This is a genomic window from Rhodobacter sp. NTK016B (genome assembly GCF_017303295.1).
GTDB lineage: Bacteria > Pseudomonadota > Alphaproteobacteria > Rhodobacterales > Rhodobacteraceae > Pararhodobacter.
The window spans coordinates 46,324-60,555 of record NZ_JAFKOK010000013.1 but is presented as its reverse complement, the minus strand read 5'-3'; the positions used below and the strand labels follow the sequence as shown (position 1 = coordinate 60,555).

At 67.2% G+C, this 14,232-nt stretch carries 13 protein-coding genes; all 13 read right to left on the bottom strand.

Annotated elements, in window-relative coordinates; genetic code table 11:
- Positions 1-24 precede the first annotated feature (24 nt).
- Positions 25-807: an ABC transporter ATP-binding protein gene (locus JI664_RS17075; protein ID WP_207014981.1), complete on the bottom strand. Its 783-nt coding sequence runs from the start codon at positions 805-807 to the stop codon at positions 25-27.
- Entirely contained in the window at positions 804-1,748 is a 945-nt protein-coding gene (locus JI664_RS17070; RefSeq protein ID WP_207014980.1) for an iron chelate uptake ABC transporter family permease subunit, read from the bottom strand. Before JI664_RS17070 ends, JI664_RS17075 begins: the two co-directional genes overlap by 4 nt.
- Positions 1,741-2,685 carry an iron chelate uptake ABC transporter family permease subunit gene (locus JI664_RS17065; RefSeq protein WP_207014979.1) on the bottom strand — a complete coding sequence of 315 codons (945 nt, stop codon included), beginning with the start codon at positions 2,683-2,685 and terminating at the stop codon, positions 1,741-1,743. Before JI664_RS17065 ends, JI664_RS17070 begins: the two co-directional genes overlap by 8 nt.
- A gap of 4 nt (positions 2,686-2,689) precedes the next feature.
- Positions 2,690-3,601, bottom strand: coding sequence for a siderophore ABC transporter substrate-binding protein (locus tag JI664_RS17060; protein WP_207014978.1), 912 nt, complete (start codon positions 3,599-3,601; stop codon positions 2,690-2,692).
- 203 nt (positions 3,602-3,804) lie between these two features.
- Complete coding sequence (locus JI664_RS17055) at positions 3,805-4,146, bottom strand: DUF4440 domain-containing protein (protein WP_207014977.1); 342 nt, start codon at positions 4,144-4,146, stop codon at positions 3,805-3,807.
- Positions 4,147-4,204: 58 nt separating this feature from the next.
- Positions 4,205-5,704 carry an aldehyde dehydrogenase family protein gene (locus JI664_RS17050; RefSeq protein WP_207014976.1) on the bottom strand — a complete coding sequence of 500 codons (1,500 nt, stop codon included), beginning with the start codon at positions 5,702-5,704 and terminating at the stop codon, positions 4,205-4,207.
- Between the two features lies 1 nt (position 5,705).
- Positions 5,706-6,185 carry a (2Fe-2S)-binding protein gene (locus JI664_RS17045; protein WP_207014975.1) on the bottom strand — a complete coding sequence of 160 codons (480 nt, stop codon included), beginning with the start codon at positions 6,183-6,185 and terminating at the stop codon, positions 5,706-5,708.
- Complete coding sequence (locus JI664_RS17040; protein WP_207014974.1) at positions 6,182-9,223, bottom strand: molybdopterin cofactor-binding domain-containing protein; 3,042 nt, start codon at positions 9,221-9,223, stop codon at positions 6,182-6,184. The genes JI664_RS17045 and JI664_RS17040 overlap by 4 nt, the downstream gene beginning before the upstream one ends.
- Positions 9,223-10,083, bottom strand: coding sequence for an aromatic ring-hydroxylating dioxygenase subunit alpha (locus JI664_RS17035; RefSeq protein ID WP_286174149.1), 861 nt, complete (start codon positions 10,081-10,083; stop codon positions 9,223-9,225). The genes JI664_RS17040 and JI664_RS17035 overlap by 1 nt, the downstream gene beginning before the upstream one ends.
- Positions 10,083-11,525, bottom strand: coding sequence for an amidohydrolase family protein (locus JI664_RS17030; protein ID WP_207014972.1), 1,443 nt, complete (start codon positions 11,523-11,525; stop codon positions 10,083-10,085). The genes JI664_RS17035 and JI664_RS17030 overlap by 1 nt, the downstream gene beginning before the upstream one ends.
- Entirely contained in the window at positions 11,522-13,039 is a 1,518-nt protein-coding gene (locus JI664_RS17025) for a GMC family oxidoreductase (protein ID WP_207014971.1), read from the bottom strand. Before JI664_RS17025 ends, JI664_RS17030 begins: the two co-directional genes overlap by 4 nt.
- Complete coding sequence (locus tag JI664_RS17020) at positions 13,039-13,647, bottom strand: thiamine pyrophosphate-dependent enzyme (protein WP_207014970.1); 609 nt, start codon at positions 13,645-13,647, stop codon at positions 13,039-13,041. The genes JI664_RS17025 and JI664_RS17020 overlap by 1 nt, the downstream gene beginning before the upstream one ends.
- On the bottom strand, positions 13,644-14,144 hold the full coding sequence (locus JI664_RS17015) for a thiamine pyrophosphate-binding protein (protein ID WP_207014969.1): 501 nt from the start codon (positions 14,142-14,144) through the stop codon (positions 13,644-13,646). Before JI664_RS17015 ends, JI664_RS17020 begins: the two co-directional genes overlap by 4 nt.
- Positions 14,145-14,232 lie beyond the last annotated feature (88 nt).

Genomic DNA, 14,232 nt, shown 5'->3' with positions numbered 1-14,232 from the left:
GCGCAAGAGCCGGCACAAGCCGTGTCAGGCGGGCAAAATGACCGAGCTGTCGCTGACACGCTCAAGCCGCAGCGGGGTGTCGTAGAGGGCCGACAGCAAATCGGCGGTCACGGTCGTGTCGCGCGGGCCATGAGCCAGCAGCTTGCCGTCCTTCAGGCACACGAACCAGTCGGCATAGCGCCACGCGATCTGCAGGTCGTGCAGTACCAAAAGCACGCTTCGGCTCGCGGCGGGGGCTTCGGTCAATCCGTGCCGGGGCGGGGCGAGGTCGCGCAAGCGGTCCATGATATCGCGGATATATTTCGGGTCGAGCGCCGACAGGGGCTCGTCCAGCAGCATCCACGGTGTCGATTGCGCATAGGCCATGGCGACGAAGGCCCGCTGTTTCTGGCCGCCCGACAGCGTTTCGACATCGCGCGCGGCCAGGGGCGTGAGCGCAAAGCGCTCAAGCGCCTGCGCGACCAGCGCATGGTCCGTCGGGCCGGGGCGGCCCCGGTGATGCGGCCAGCGCCCGAAAGCCACCAGATCGCGCACGCTGAGCCGGGGAACCGTGCCGGGGCTTTGCGTGAGCAGGGCCAGAAGCCGCGCCCGCTCGCGCGCGGGGATGTGATGAATGTCACGGCCCAGCACGCGAACCCGACCGGACCGGGGCGCCAGCAATCCGGCAAGGCAATGCAACAGCGTGGATTTGCCTGCGCCGTTGGGACCGATGATCGCGGTGATGCCACCGCGCGGAAGGCGCAGAGAGATATCGTCGAGGATAACACGGCCATCGCGCTCAAGGGTCAGGTGGTCGATATCGATCATGGCACCGGCTTTCTCAGGACAAGGACGAGGAACAACAGCCCGCCCAGAAACTCGACCACCATCCCCAGCGCCGATTGCAGGCCGAGCACGCGTTCGAACAATGTTTGCCCGACAACAAGGATCGTCGCGCCGATCAGCGCGGCGGCGGGGATCAGCAGGGCGTGGCGGCTGTCGGGCAGGGCTGCGCGCGCAAGGCTGGCGGCCAGCAGGCCAAGAAAGGTGACCGGCCCGACCAGCGCGGTCGACACCGCGACCAGCGCCGCCACCAGCGCCAGCCCGCCCAGCACCAGCCGGTCATGGTCGAGCCCCAGCGAGCGCGCCTTGATCCGCCCCAGCTGCGCGACGTCAAAGCCGGGCGCGAGCCGCCACGCGACCCCAAGGGCTGCACTCAGTGTCAGCGCGGCTATTGCAAGCTGGTCGCGCGGAACCGCGTTGAAACTGGCGATGCTGGCCTGTTGCAGGACCGCGAATTCCGACGGGTCCAGCAGCCGCTGCGCGAAGCTCGCAAGCCCGCGCAGCAACACGCCCAGGATCACGCCGGTCAGGATCATGCGGATGATATCCTCGGCCCCCTTGCGCAAGAGCAGCCCGAACAAGGCCATCGCAGCCCCGATCAGGCACAGGGTCTCAAGCACGAATGTCGGCAAGGTGGGCAGGGCGGCGAAGCCCGCGCTGCCGAGCGCCACGAGCAGCGCCGTCTGCAGGAACACGAAGAGCGCGTCGAACCCGACGATGCCGGGGGTGAGCAGCCGGTTGGCGGCGATGGTCTGGAAGATCACCGTGGCGACCCCGGTCGCCGCCCCGACCAGCACCAGCGCGGCCAGCTTCTCGGCCCTGAGCGACAGGATGAACCCCATGGGCGCGCGCAGGTTCCAAAGCAGGAACAGCGCGATGGCCAGTGCCAGCCCGCCCGCCAGCCAGATCAGCCGCCGCTCAGCCATGCGCGTGCGCCTTGGGGTGATTGAGAAGCCACAAAAAGATCGCCGCGCCGCCGATGGCGAAGATGGTGGCGGCGGGGATCTCGTAGGGCCAGCGCACCAGCCGCCCGATCACGTCCGAGGCCAGAACGAAACCGCCCCCCATCACCGCCACGAGCCCCAGATTGTCGCGCAGATTGTCCCCCCAGAGCCGCGAGACGATATTGGGCACGACAAGCCCTACGAAGGGCATCGCGCCCACGGTAACCACCACGACCGCGACGGCGATGGCGACGATGGTCAGCCCGGCCAGCACCGTCTGGCGAACGTTCAGCCCCAGCGCCCGCGCGCGATCCTCGCCCAGCCCGAGGATGGTCAGGCGGTCGGTGAACAGCCAGAGCAGGCCCGCGAGCGCGGCGATCAGCCATAACAGCTCGTACCGGCCCCGCAGCACGCCCGAGAAATCGCCGGTCTGCCAGATCCCCACGAATTGCACGAGATCGGTCGACCACGCGATGAACAGCGCCGCCGCGCCAAGGATGCCGCCATAGATCAGCCCCACCAGCGGCAGAAGCATCGGGTCGCGGCGGGGCACGCGCGTGCTGAGCGCGAAGAACCCCGCCGTGCCCAGAAGCGCAGACAAGGCGGCCACCGACATCTTCGTCAGCAGCGCGGCCCCCGGCGCGAGCAGCGTCACGCCCAGAAGCCCGATCATCGCCGCTTCCGGCGTGCCGGTCAGGCCCGGCTCGACCAGCCGGTTGCGCATCGTCTGCTGGATCACCACGCCCGCCAGCGCCAGCCCGGCGCCCGCAAGGATGGCGGCCATGGTGCGGGGCAGGCGGCTGACGGCCAGCACCATCGAGCGGTCGAGCGGGCTGTCGAAAAGATTGGTGGCTCCGACCAGCAGACTGAGCCCGGTCAGAAGGGCGAGCGCGATCAGCGCAGGCAACAGGCGGCGCATAGGGTCAGCGTCCCGCTGCGGTGAAAGCCTCTGCGATCTGGCCGACCACCCGCGCCGTCGCCTGAACGCCGCCGCCCGCCAGATAAAGCGCCGCGCTGTCGAGATAGATGATCTGCCCGCTCAGCCCCGCCCTGGTGCCCTGCACCAGCGGATTGTCCAGCGTGACCGAGGCCGCTTCGCCCTCTTGCCCGATCGCGGCGGCGCGGTCGATGACGAGAAGCCAGTCGGGATCGGTCTCGGCGATGAACTCGAACGAGACGGATTCGCCATGGTTTTCGGCGGTGATACCGGGCGCGGCTTCGGGAAGACCCAGCGCGCTGTGCAGCCAGCCGAACCGGCTGTCGCCGCCATAGGCCGACACGGTGCCGCCATTGGTCAGCACGATCAGTGCAGCGCCACGGCCCTCGATCGACGCGCGCGCCTCGGCCAATTGGGCGTCGGACTGCGCGATCAGCGTCTCGGCCCGGTCCTGCAGCCCGAAGATCTGGCCATAAGCGCGCAGTCGTTCGCGGCTTTGCCCCACGACATCGCCGCCGATCGTCATGTCGAGCGTCGGCGCGATCCGGTTCAGCGCGGCGACCTGCGGCTGCGAGCGTCCGCCGGCGATGATCAGGTCGGGCTCCATCACCGCGAGGCTTTCGAAATCGGGCTCGAACAGGGTGCCCATGGTCGGCACGCCATCAAGGGCAGGTGCCAGATACGCGGGCGCTCGGATCGCCGGCACGCCATCCAGAGCCACGCCCAAGGCCGCCAGCGAGTCGATGGCTGCAAGGTCGAGCGCGACCACGCGGTCGGGCTGCGCCGGGGCCTGAGCCGGTCCGGCAAATGTCGCGACCGTGACCTCTTGCGCGAGGGCCTGCGATGCGGGGAAGAGCGGCGCGATAGCCAGAGCCAACAACGAGAGCGAAGGTTTCATCAGGAAGTCCGTACTTGCGAGGACCGACCTTTCGCCTGGCTCTGTATTGCTGAGTGTTTCGGTCAGATAACGACTCGGGGTCTAACGCGCTTCGACACGCGGCGCAATCGGACGGGGACGCAGAGGCCCTGCAAAACGGCGCGCCGCAGGGCCGCGCGCCGTGGTTACAGGTCCGGTGCGCAAGGCGCCGCCGCCTGCCGTGCTCAGCTTTGCGGGCATTGCTGGTGGGCCACCAGCTTCCACGACCCGGCCTGCCGCGCATAGGTCGACGAGCACATCGCGACATAAGGGCGGTCCTTGCCGCGATGGCCGGTCGCGCGGTAGGCCAGCACCATCGTGTCGCCCACGCGGGTCTCCTTGCGTTCATCGAAAGCGACATCGTCCCAGCGGGGCGCTTCCTTCAGGCTTTCAAGGATCGCCTCGCCCGTCAGAATGCCGGTCGGGGCGGGGAACACCATCACCGCATCATTGGCCATGGTGGTCACATAGCTTGTCGTCCCGTCCAGCCAGAAGCGCGTCTCCGCATCCCAGAACGATGGCGTCATGTCGGTCTCCAACCCGGTTAGCGTTGGGGCGCCCCACAGCGAACCGCGCGGACGCCCCTCAAATCACCATGCACACTGTCTTGGTCTCGAGGTAATTCTCAAGCCCCTGCGCTCCGTTCTCGACGCCCCAGCCGCTTTCCTTGAGCCCGCCCTTGGGCAATTCGGGCGAGAAAAAGCTGTGACAATTGACCCAAACCGTGCCTGCGCGGATTGCCGCCGATACCCGGTGCGCGGCGCTCAGGCCTTCGGTCCAGACGCTCGCGGCCAGTCCGAAATCGGTGTCGTTGGCCATCTGAATCGCCTCGTCGATCTCGTCGAAGGGGGTGATCGACACCACCGGGCCGAAGATCTCGTCGCGCAGAAGCGGGCTGTCCTGCGCCGCGCCCGCGATCACCGTCGGGGCATGAAAGGCGCCGTTGGTCATGCCGCCCGCCAGCACTTCGGCTCCTGCCTTGCGCGCTTGCGCGACGAAGCCCGCGACGCGCTGGGCATGCGCTTCGTGTACCAGGGGCCCCAGTTCGCTTTCGGGGTCCAGCCCATGCCCCAGACGCATCCCCTCGGCCTGTTTCGCCAGCCCCTCGGCCAGCTGGTCATGGATCTTTCGCTGGGCATAAACCCGGCTGCCCGCGACGCAGACCTGACCGGAATTGGCGAAGATCCCGCGCGCGACGCCCGGCACGGCCAGCGACAGATCGGCATCATCCAGCACCAGCGCGGGGGATTTCCCGCCCAACTCCAGCGTCAGCTTCTTCAGGTTTCCGCGCGCGGCGTCCAGCAAAAGGCGCCCGACCTCGGTCGAGCCGGTGAAGGCCACTTTCGCCACGCCCGGATGCGCGCTCAGCGCCGCGCCGACCTCGTGCCCGTAGCCGGTCAGCAGGTTGACCACGCCCGCGGGCAGCCCGGCTTCGGCCATCAGCTCGACCAGCCGGATCGCGGTGAGCGAGGTTTCTTCGGCCGGTTTCAGCACGATGGTACAGCCCGCGCAAAGCGCCGGCGCCAGTTTCATCGCTGCCATCAACAGGGGCGAGTTCCACGGCGTGATCGCCGCCACCACGCCAATGGGTTCACGACGCGTATAGGCCATGACCTGCTTGCCGGGCGGCGCGTATCCGATCGACGGCGCGATCGTCTGACCGTGCAGCTTGGTGGCGAACCCGGCGTAATAGCGGAACTGCGCGATTGCGCCGTTCATCTCGCCGAAGCGCGCGGTGGCGAAGGTCTTGCCTTGATCGAGGCTTTCCAGCTCGGCCAGTTCGTCGGCATGGGCCTCGATCAGATCGGCGACCTTCCACAACAAAGCCCCGCGCGCGGCGGGCAGCATCCCCGCCCAGTCGGGCCGGGTCAGCGCCGCCTGCGCTGCGGCGACGGCCTCGTCTGCGTCGGCCTGCGTGGCGCGCGCGATTTGTGCCAGTTCCGCGCCGGTGGCGGGGTCATGGCTGGGGAACGTCTCGGCGGTGTCCAGCCATTCGCCATCGATGAACAGCCGCTTCGGGCCGGTCTTGAGGAAGCGCTGCGCGCCTTCGGTGCGCGGCGCGTGCGGGGTCAGGATCAGGCGCATGTCAGTCCTTATCTTGGGTCTCGGCCCTGAGCAGGTCGGCAGCCCGCCGGGCCCCGCGCAGGATCGAATGATAGCCGGTGCAGCGGCACAGATTGCCCTCGAGCGCGGCGCGGATCGTGTCGTCGCTGGCCTCGGGCTCGTCGGTCAAAAGCGCGGCCAGCTGCATCATCGTGCCGGGCGCGCAATAGCCGCATTGAAACGCGTTGGCCTCGGTCATGCCTTGGACCAGCGCCTTGGAAACAGGAAGGGAATCGAGCCCCTCGATGGTCGTGACGTGTTGCCCGGCGAGCCGCCACGCTATGACCAGACAGGCATTGACCGCCTGACCGCCCAGCAGCACCGTACAGGCTCCGCAGCGACCGATATCGCAGCCGATCTTGGTGCCGGTCCGCCCCAGATCGTCGCGCAGGATGCGCGCAAGACTGCGGTCGGGGGCGGCGTCGATTTCGACCGGCTCGCCGTTCAATGTGAAGCGGATCATCGCGTCTCCATCCGGCTTTGCACCCAGTCGGGCGGGATCGGGGCTTTGGCGGGCCAGTGGCCGATCGCGTCGGCCACGGCATTGGCGATGGCGGGCGTGACGCCGCCGATCCCCAATTCACCCGCGCCGCGCGGCCCATAGGGATCGCCGGGATCGAGATCGGGCAGGGCGGTGACGCTCAGATGCCGGGGGACGTCGCGCTGGGTCGGCATGGCATAGGTGTCAAGGTTGCGCGTGAGCGGCGCGCCGCCCTTCATCAACACGTCCTCGGTCAGCGTGAAGCCCAGCCCCTGCACCAGCCCGCCCTCCATCTGGCCCAGATAGCTGGCAAGATCGATGATCGGTCCCGCAGCGGTGTGCATCTCAAGCGCATCGACGCGGATCTCGCCGCTCACCCGGCTTGCCGCGATGCGCGCGACGGTCGCCCCGGCGCAGAAGATGAACCGCGCATTGCCCTTGGTGTAATCGCTTTTGGGAAAGTCGAAGGCCACATGCGCGACCGGCAGGCCCGAGGGCAGCGCCCGCCGTGCCAGATCGGCGAAGGTCAGGATCGGCTCGGGCAGGTTGCGCCCCGCCTCGCCGATACCGCCGGGAACGAGGGTCAGCTCGGTCACCGGACGGTCGAGCAGCCGCGCCGCGCCCTGCAGCATGTCGGCGGACAGAACCGGACCTGCCTGCTGCGCAATGGTCCAGACGACATAGCCGCCGCGCGACGCGGTGGTCGAGCCGCTATCGGGGGCGCGGCCGGTATCGCCTGTCACGGGCCGCACATCCTCGCGTCCGATCCCCAGCGCGCCGGCCACCACCGCGCGAAGCGAGGCATGCAGGCCCTGTCCCATCTCATCAAGCCCGCACAGCACTTCGATCTTGCCATCGGGCGCCAGCCTCAGCGCGCCTTCGCCCCGATCCTCGGGGATGGTGCCCAGACCGTTTCCCTGCCAGATCAACGCCATGCCGGTTCCGGTGACCCATTCGCCATCATCCGACGTGCCGCTCCACAGCGGCGAGGCCGCCGCCGCTTCCAGCATTTCCTCCAGCCGCTCCGAGCCCGCAACCTTCTGCCCCAAGGCCCCGGGCATTCCCGGGTCGCGCAGGTTGCGGCGGCGGATTTCGGCAGGGTCGAGCCCCGCTTTCGCAGCAAGGCGGTCGATCTGGCATTCCATGGCAAAGGCCATCTGGTTGGCCCCGAAGCCCCGGAACGCACCATTCGTGCCGTTATTGCTATAGGTCAGACGTCCGCGCGTGCGCAGGGCCTTGATAAGGTACGGCCCCGCCGCATGTTCCATCCCGGTTTCCAGAACGCCGGGGGAAAGCGACGCATAAGCGCCGGAATCTGACAGAACATCAACCTCTTGCGCGACGATCTTGCCATCGGCGTCGCAGCCGGTTCGCATCCGTATCCGCATCGGGTTGCGCTTTGTGCCCGCGATGACGCTCTCGGTCCGGCTGAGTTGCAGGCGTACGGGCCGGCCGGATTTGAGCGCCAGAAGCGCCAGAGCCGGCTGCACGGTCAATTCGTCCTTGCCGCCGAAGGCACCGCCCGTGGGGCTTGTGATCACACGGATTGTGGACGGGTCGCGGTCCAGCAGCCGCGCCAGCTGTGCCCGGTCGCGCGCGCCATGTTGTCCGCCGACCGAGACAAGCAGCGTGCCATCCGGCAGCACCTCGGCATGGCCGCCTTCGGTTTCCATGAAGCCGTGCATCTGCCGGGGGGTAAGGTAAATATCCTCGACCACATGCGCGGCCTCGCCGAAGCCTGCGTCGATATCGCCCCGCTCAAGCCGGATGTCGGTGACCAGATTGCCGCTTTCGTGAACCCGCGTCGCACCGTCCGTGAGCGCCTGCGCCATCTCCTCGACCACGGGCAGCGGATCATAGGTGACGCGGATCAGCGCCAGCGCCGCCTCGGCGGTCGCCTCGTCACGGGCGGCGACCGCCGCGACCGCGTCGCCCAGATAGCGGACCTTATCCGCGCACAGGCCGGGCTGGTCCTGAAACACGATGCCAAAGCCGTTTAGACCGGGAATATCGCGATGCGTGACCACGGCAGCGACGCCGGGCAGCGCCTCGGCGACGCTGGTATCGATCGACAGGATCCGCGCATGCGGATGCGCCGCGCGCAGGATCCGACCGATCAGCATGTCGGGACGGCGGATATCGGTGAGATAGGGCATCTCGCCCCGCGCTTTGCGCGCCATGTCAGGGCGGGTGTACCAGTCAGGGCCATCCGGGCTCAACAAACCGGGTTTGGGCACGTCACGCCGGGGCAAGGGACGCAAGGTTCGGCGCGTTGTTCGTGCCGTTTGCGGGAATAGCCCCTGCGCGAGCGCGCGCGCCGCGCTGCGCTGACGCCACAGGGCGGAGCGAAAGGGGCAGTCGGGCATCTCGACTTCGGCCTCAACCGCGCGTCGCAGCGTGTCATGGGACTGGCCCGCAGCCTCGCTCAAGGGCAGGCGGCGCGGCGCGACAAGTCCGCCGCCAATCGCAAGCCGCAGCGCGCCCGGTTGCCTGAACCCCGCAACGGTGAGCATCGCCGGAGAAAAAGCCTGTCTCAGCCCGAATTTGCGCCAGACCAGTCTTGCATCTTCGGTGGGCTCTGAAAGCCTGACATTAAGAATAACACCCTCAGGACGCGTCAGAAAATCGGTGAGCGGGCGCAAGCCATGCGTGGTTTCAAGCTCGGCTTCCAGTACCAGCAACACCGACAGCAGGCATCCCGCGCCCCAGCCGATCTGTCCGCCCAGCGTCCCGAGGCGCCGGATACCCGGCGCGGCCACATCCTCGAGCGCGCGCGACAGAAGCGGGATGCCCGCGCGCCGCAGGGTTTCCAGCGTCGTGCCCGCACCGATGGTTATACTGCCGCCGGCCCGGTTGATCCCCGCGGGCAGGAAGGGCGCGATATCGACCAGCGCGTCCGGGCGGGCGATGCCTTGCGCCCACAGGACCTGAAACGCCGTCGCGCCGGCCACCGGGCGCGCCGCGCCCTGCGCAACAAGCGACAACGCTTCATCCAGCGTATCGGGCCGGAGGACCCGCATCACGCGGCGCCAACGAGCGGCTCCGCCGTCGTTCCGAATGTCAGGCCTTTCTCTTTCAGCCACCGCCGATAGGCCACGGATGAGCTGTCCGCGCGGGTGGGAACTTCGGCTCTCGGCTCTAAAGGAAGCAGCAGAGGGCGTTGATTTTCAACGATGATCCGATCCTGAAGGAAGATCACTTGCTCAAAGCGCAGCAGGGCCGTTTCCGTCGAGCTCTGATCGGTCAGGTACATCACCGGCTGGGCGCGGCACAGATCGGCCTCGTGCGGCTGGATGAACAGCGCGATGGCGTCCTCAAGGCCGCCGCTATCGGGAACCTTGCGGTAGAGCATCACCACGAAGGGCGACGGCACGCGATAGGTCAGCTGCGCGAATTCGCCCTCAGGGCGCGCGGCGGTCATCTGCGGCTGGAAGAACTGGCAATTCGTGGCCCAGACCTCGTCGACATCGCGGCGGATTTCGGACGTGTAATGCGGCACCTCTGTATGAGGCTCCGAGCCGAGGATATCGGTGTGCACGAAGGGGAAATGCGCCATGTCGAGGAAATTCTCGACCACCCGCAGGCCGGATGCGCGCATCGTCACCCAGCCGCAGGGAAGGACACGGCGGGTCGGGTCCTGCGCCTCGGCAATGTCGAAGATCTCGCCTTCGGGTGTGCCAAGGCTGGTCCAGAGGCACTCGAATTTCTCGCGCACGGGCAGCGCGGCACCGGTCCCCAGATGGGTCGCGACGGGGCCGTCGGGGCCGTGGCTGACCGCGATGTCCTGACCCAGAAGCCGAGTGGTTTCAGGGGTTTGCGTAAGGTCCGCCAGCGAGGCGACGGCGTACCAGTCGTTGAGCGCTACGGGATCGCGGGTCATCAGGAATCCGTCCATTGCTTGGTGCCACCGCCATTCGCCGACAGCCAGTCGGCACGCCGGGTGAAATGGCCGGGGGCGAGGCGGTGGATGCGGGCGATGATCTCGGCCATGTCGCCGGTTTTCAACTGGCCGTCTTCGACGAGGATCGCGCCGTTAACCATGGTCATCGACACGTCGGAGCCCCGGATCGCATGCACGAGGTTATGCTGAAGATTGAACCACGGACCGTCCGCGAAGAACGGGGTCATGCGCGGCGTGTCGGCGCGTATCGCGATGATATCGGCGCGTTTTCCGGGTTCGAGGCTGCCGATCCGGTCGTCCTGACCGATGGCTTTCGCGCCCAGGCTGGTGGCCATGCGCAGGCAGTCCCAGCTATCCATCGCCGCCGCGTCCCGGTGGCGCAGCTTGCCCAGAAGACTGGCGGTCTTCATCTCTTCGACCATGTCGAAATTGTTGTTCTCTTTCTCGCCATCGGTGCCCAGCCCGACGGGAATACCGGCGGCAAGGAACTCGGCCACGGGCGCGATCCCTGAGGCGAGTTTCATGTTCGACACCGGGTTGTGGGCGACCGAGACATTGTATTTCGCGATCAGCTCGACTTCGGACGGATCGAGCCAGACAGCATGCGCGAACATGGTCAGCGGGGTCTCGAAGAAGCCAAGATCCTCAAAGACTTCCATCGGCTTCTTGCCATATCGGTCGAGATATTCCTGCAGCTCGATCTCGGCTTCGGAGCAATGGGTGTGAAACGGAACCTTGTGCTTCTTCGACAGTTCGATTGCGCGCTGCTGACCGGCTTCGTCGGCATAGAACAAGTGCTCGAGCCCGACCCAGACCGAGACGCGGCCATCGGCCTTGCCGTTCCACGCCTCGATTAACGCTTCGTTCATGTCCAGCGTGTCAAAGTAGTCGTAATCGGGATGTTCGCCGACATACGGCACGGCGACCAGCCGGTTGCCAAGGACCTCGGCCGCGCGGGCCGATCCTTGCATGTAGCGCCACATATCGACCAGCGTTGTCGTTCCGGAAAGGAGGCTTTCGGCATAACACAGATAGCTTGCGGCTTCGGCCTCTTCGGGGCGCAGCATACGGTGCATCGGGTTGATGTGCTGGGTCAGCCAGTCCCAGACCGGCAGATGTTCGGCCGTCCCGCGCAGGAAACCGGAATGTGCATGCGCGTTGATCAGGCCGGGCATCAGGACCTTGCGGCCCATCGCTTTCACCGGCGCGCCGGGATGCGCGGCGAGGATTTCGGCCTCGGGGCCGACGGCAAGGATGGTGTCCCCGCGGATCGCGATGGCGCCCGGCGCGTGAACGCTCAGATCGACATCCATGGTCACGACCGCCTCGGCCGTCAGGATCAGATCGGGCTGCCCGGGCGCGGGGCGTTTCGGAGCGGGCGTGGCCTTCTTGGCTTTCGGTCGTGCGGAGTCCTGGGTCATGCATCCTCCTGGATGAAGCGGGCGGCGCGTTCGCCGATCATGGTGACGGGGGCGTGCGTGTGGCAGGCCGGGATTTCAGGGATGACCGAGGCATCGGCGATCCATAGATTATGCAGGCCGTTGACCTGCAGCCGGGGTGTGACCACGGCCTGCGCGTCGGCACCCATCCGGGCGGTTCCGGTGCAGTGAAAGAAGGTCGAGCAGGCGAGGCGGACGAAAGCTTCGGCACCGGCACGGTCGACGCGGCTGTCGGGGGCAAGGTGGCCGGCGAAGAGATCGGCGAAGGCGGGGCCTTCCAGCATCTCCTGCAGGTGTAGCACACCGGTGGTCAGCGCGGTCAGGTCGCGCGGGTCGGACAGAAGGTTCGGCTCGATCTCCAGCGGATCGTCGGGATCGGTGCCGGTCAGCCGCATCCAGCCGCGCGAATACGACCGCATAACGCCGACCCCGATGGCAAAGGCCTCGCCGCTCAGATCGTAGCGCGCGCGCAGATCCGGCCCGCCCGAGGCATTCTGGATCGGAAAGGCCAGCAGGTCTGCCTGAGGCAGCGACGGGTCCGAGCGCCAGATCGTCAGCGTGCCGCCGCCATTGCCGACCGGGGGGCCGAGCGGGCGCTTGGGGCGGATGTTGAGCGCGCGAAGCAGCGGATGGTCCTGCAGGTTGCGGCCAACCTCGGGTGCATCGATTCGTGTTTTTATTCCGAGACGTTGCAGGTCGTCCTTGGCGCCGATCCCCGACAGCATTAGCAGCCGCGGTGTTTCGAGCGCGCCGGCGGCAAGCACGATCCTGTCCGCGAAAAGGTCGCGCGTTCCTTCGGCATCGGCGACGCGCAGCCCCACCGCTCGGTCGCCGTCGAACAGCACCGAGAGCGCGCGTGTGCGGGTGAGCAGCGTGACACCCTTGCCGATGACCGGACGCAGATAGGCATCGGCTGAGCTGTGGCGCAGGCCGGTCTTGTCGATGTTGAAATTGGCGAGCGCGACGCCTTCGGGTTCGGGGCCGTTGGGATCGTCGATGACGGGCAATCCCATCGCCGCGCCTCCGGCGAGCATCGCCTGCGTCAACGGATGGTCGGCGCTTGCACGAGTGATCTGCAGTGGACCATTCGTGCCGCGCTGGCCGCCCCCGTCCCAGCTTTCGCTGGCAAGAAAGGCGGGCAGGCAGTCGGCCCAGCTCCACCCAGGTGCCACGGCATTCCAGCGCGCGTAATCGTCAGGCACGCCGCGGTACCACATCATCGCGTTGGTGACGGATGAGCCGCCGAGCGCCTTTCCGCGCGGGATCGGCACGACACGACCGTTCAGGGCTGCGGCGGGGCGATAGGCATGCCCCCAGTCCCAGCGCCCCGATTGCAGCGCGAACCATTGCGCGGGGTCTGCGACCACCGGATCGCCCAGCGGGTCGCTGCCTGCCTCGATCACCGCCACGCGCGCGCCCGCATCGGCGAGGCGCCGCGCGACCGGCGCGCCGCCCGATCCCGATCCGACCACGAGGATGTCGAAGGCACCGGCCATCAATTATGCTCCGACGGGCCCATGATGGTGATGCCCTCGGTCGCTTCGACATGGCGCACGAAGATGTATTTGTCTTCGCGCCCGTCTGAATGCTTGCGCCGGATGTCGGGCTGCACGGTGCCGGCAACCTTGGCGACGACGACATAGGGCGTATCGGCTTTCAGCCCGGCCTCGCAATGCGCGTCGAATTCGTCGAGCGTGCGCGCGGTATAGGCATGTTCGACCCCGGCGCCCCGGGCGATGGCGGCGATATCGACGCGCCCCGAGGCAGTATGCGTGGGCGGCCCGCCGATCGACTGGTAGCATTCGTTGTCCCAGACGACGACGAACAGGTTCTTCGGCTGCTCGTTCCCCAGCGTGGCGAGGATGCCGAGATTGAACATCATCCCGCCATCGGTATCGAGCGAGACAATGCGCCGGTCGGGCAGGCCCGCCGCCAGTCCGAAGGCCTGCGGGGTCACGCAGCCGAGTTGTTGCTGAAACAACGAGGCCGTGCGCATATGCGGCGCGGCATTGTACCATTCGTCGACCGAAGCCCCCAGCGACAGGATCACCAGTTCGTTGTCCAGCCGCGCGGCGAGGCGGGTCATGCAGTCAAAACGTTTCATCGCACGATGCTCCCGGACAGCGCCACGGCGGTGTGATAATAGCTGGCATAGGCCAGTTCGAACGCGTCGGTGATCGCGCGCTCGATGCGGTCTTCCTCGCGCTCGACGACATAGGGGATGCGCAGCGCTTTGAGCACCGGCTCCATGGTGATGCCATGCGGCACCGCCCACCAATTGTTCTCGCCCGTGTCGCCGCGATAGCTCATCAGCATGACCACCGGGATGCCCGCGCCCAGCCCCATGCGCGCCAGCGGCTCGACCGAGGCGCGCAGCCCCGAATTCTCCATCACCAGCGCCGCGCGTTTGCCCGACAGGAACACCCCGCCGCAGATGGCCGCGCCTTCGCCTTCGTTTGTGACCTGAATCGTGCGGATATCGGGATCGGCATCGAGCGCCGGGTAGAGTTCCTTGAACAGCGAATCGGGCAGGTAGCAGACGATGCTGACGCCCGCCTTCTTGAGCCCGCGAATGACCGCTTCGACGGCGCTTTGCTTCATGATGGTGGATCCGTTTCCTGTACTCCAAGCGCAGGATGACGCGACCACAGTGTTCCGAATAGACGTTGATTTCCGACGCAGTTGTTGC

What these genes read in the sequence shown, in the direction of transcription:
- JI664_RS17075 (WP_207014981.1), bottom strand. Translation starts at nt 807, where the DNA reads ATGATCGATATCGACCACCTGACCCTTGAGCGCGATGGCCGTGTTATC.
- JI664_RS17020 (WP_207014970.1), bottom strand. Translation starts at nt 13,647, where the DNA reads ATGAAACGTTTTGACTGCATGACCCGCCTCGCCGCGCGGCTGGACAAC.
- JI664_RS17070 (WP_207014980.1), bottom strand. Translation starts at nt 1,748, where the DNA reads ATGGCTGAGCGGCGGCTGATCTGGCTGGCGGGCGGGCTGGCACTGGCC.
- JI664_RS17055 (WP_207014977.1), bottom strand. Translation starts at nt 4,146, where the DNA reads ATGACGCCATCGTTCTGGGATGCGGAGACGCGCTTCTGGCTGGACGGG.
- JI664_RS17035 (WP_286174149.1), bottom strand. Translation starts at nt 10,083, where the DNA reads ATGACCCGCGATCCCGTAGCGCTCAACGACTGGTACGCCGTCGCCTCG.
- JI664_RS17040 (WP_207014974.1), bottom strand. Translation starts at nt 9,223, where the DNA reads ATGCGGGTCCTCCGGCCCGATACGCTGGATGAAGCGTTGTCGCTTGTT.
- JI664_RS17015 (WP_207014969.1), bottom strand. Translation starts at nt 14,144, where the DNA reads ATGAAGCAAAGCGCCGTCGAAGCGGTCATTCGCGGGCTCAAGAAGGCG.
- JI664_RS17050 (WP_207014976.1), bottom strand. Translation starts at nt 5,704, where the DNA reads ATGCGCCTGATCCTGACCCCGCACGCGCCGCGCACCGAAGGCGCGCAG.
- JI664_RS17030 (WP_207014972.1), bottom strand. Translation starts at nt 11,525, where the DNA reads ATGACCCAGGACTCCGCACGACCGAAAGCCAAGAAGGCCACGCCCGCT.
- JI664_RS17065 (WP_207014979.1), bottom strand. Translation starts at nt 2,685, where the DNA reads ATGCGCCGCCTGTTGCCTGCGCTGATCGCGCTCGCCCTTCTGACCGGG.
- JI664_RS17060 (WP_207014978.1), bottom strand. Translation starts at nt 3,601, where the DNA reads ATGAAACCTTCGCTCTCGTTGTTGGCTCTGGCTATCGCGCCGCTCTTC.
- JI664_RS17045 (WP_207014975.1), bottom strand. Translation starts at nt 6,185, where the DNA reads ATGATCCGCTTCACATTGAACGGCGAGCCGGTCGAAATCGACGCCGCC.
- JI664_RS17025 (WP_207014971.1), bottom strand. Translation starts at nt 13,039, where the DNA reads ATGGCCGGTGCCTTCGACATCCTCGTGGTCGGATCGGGATCGGGCGGC.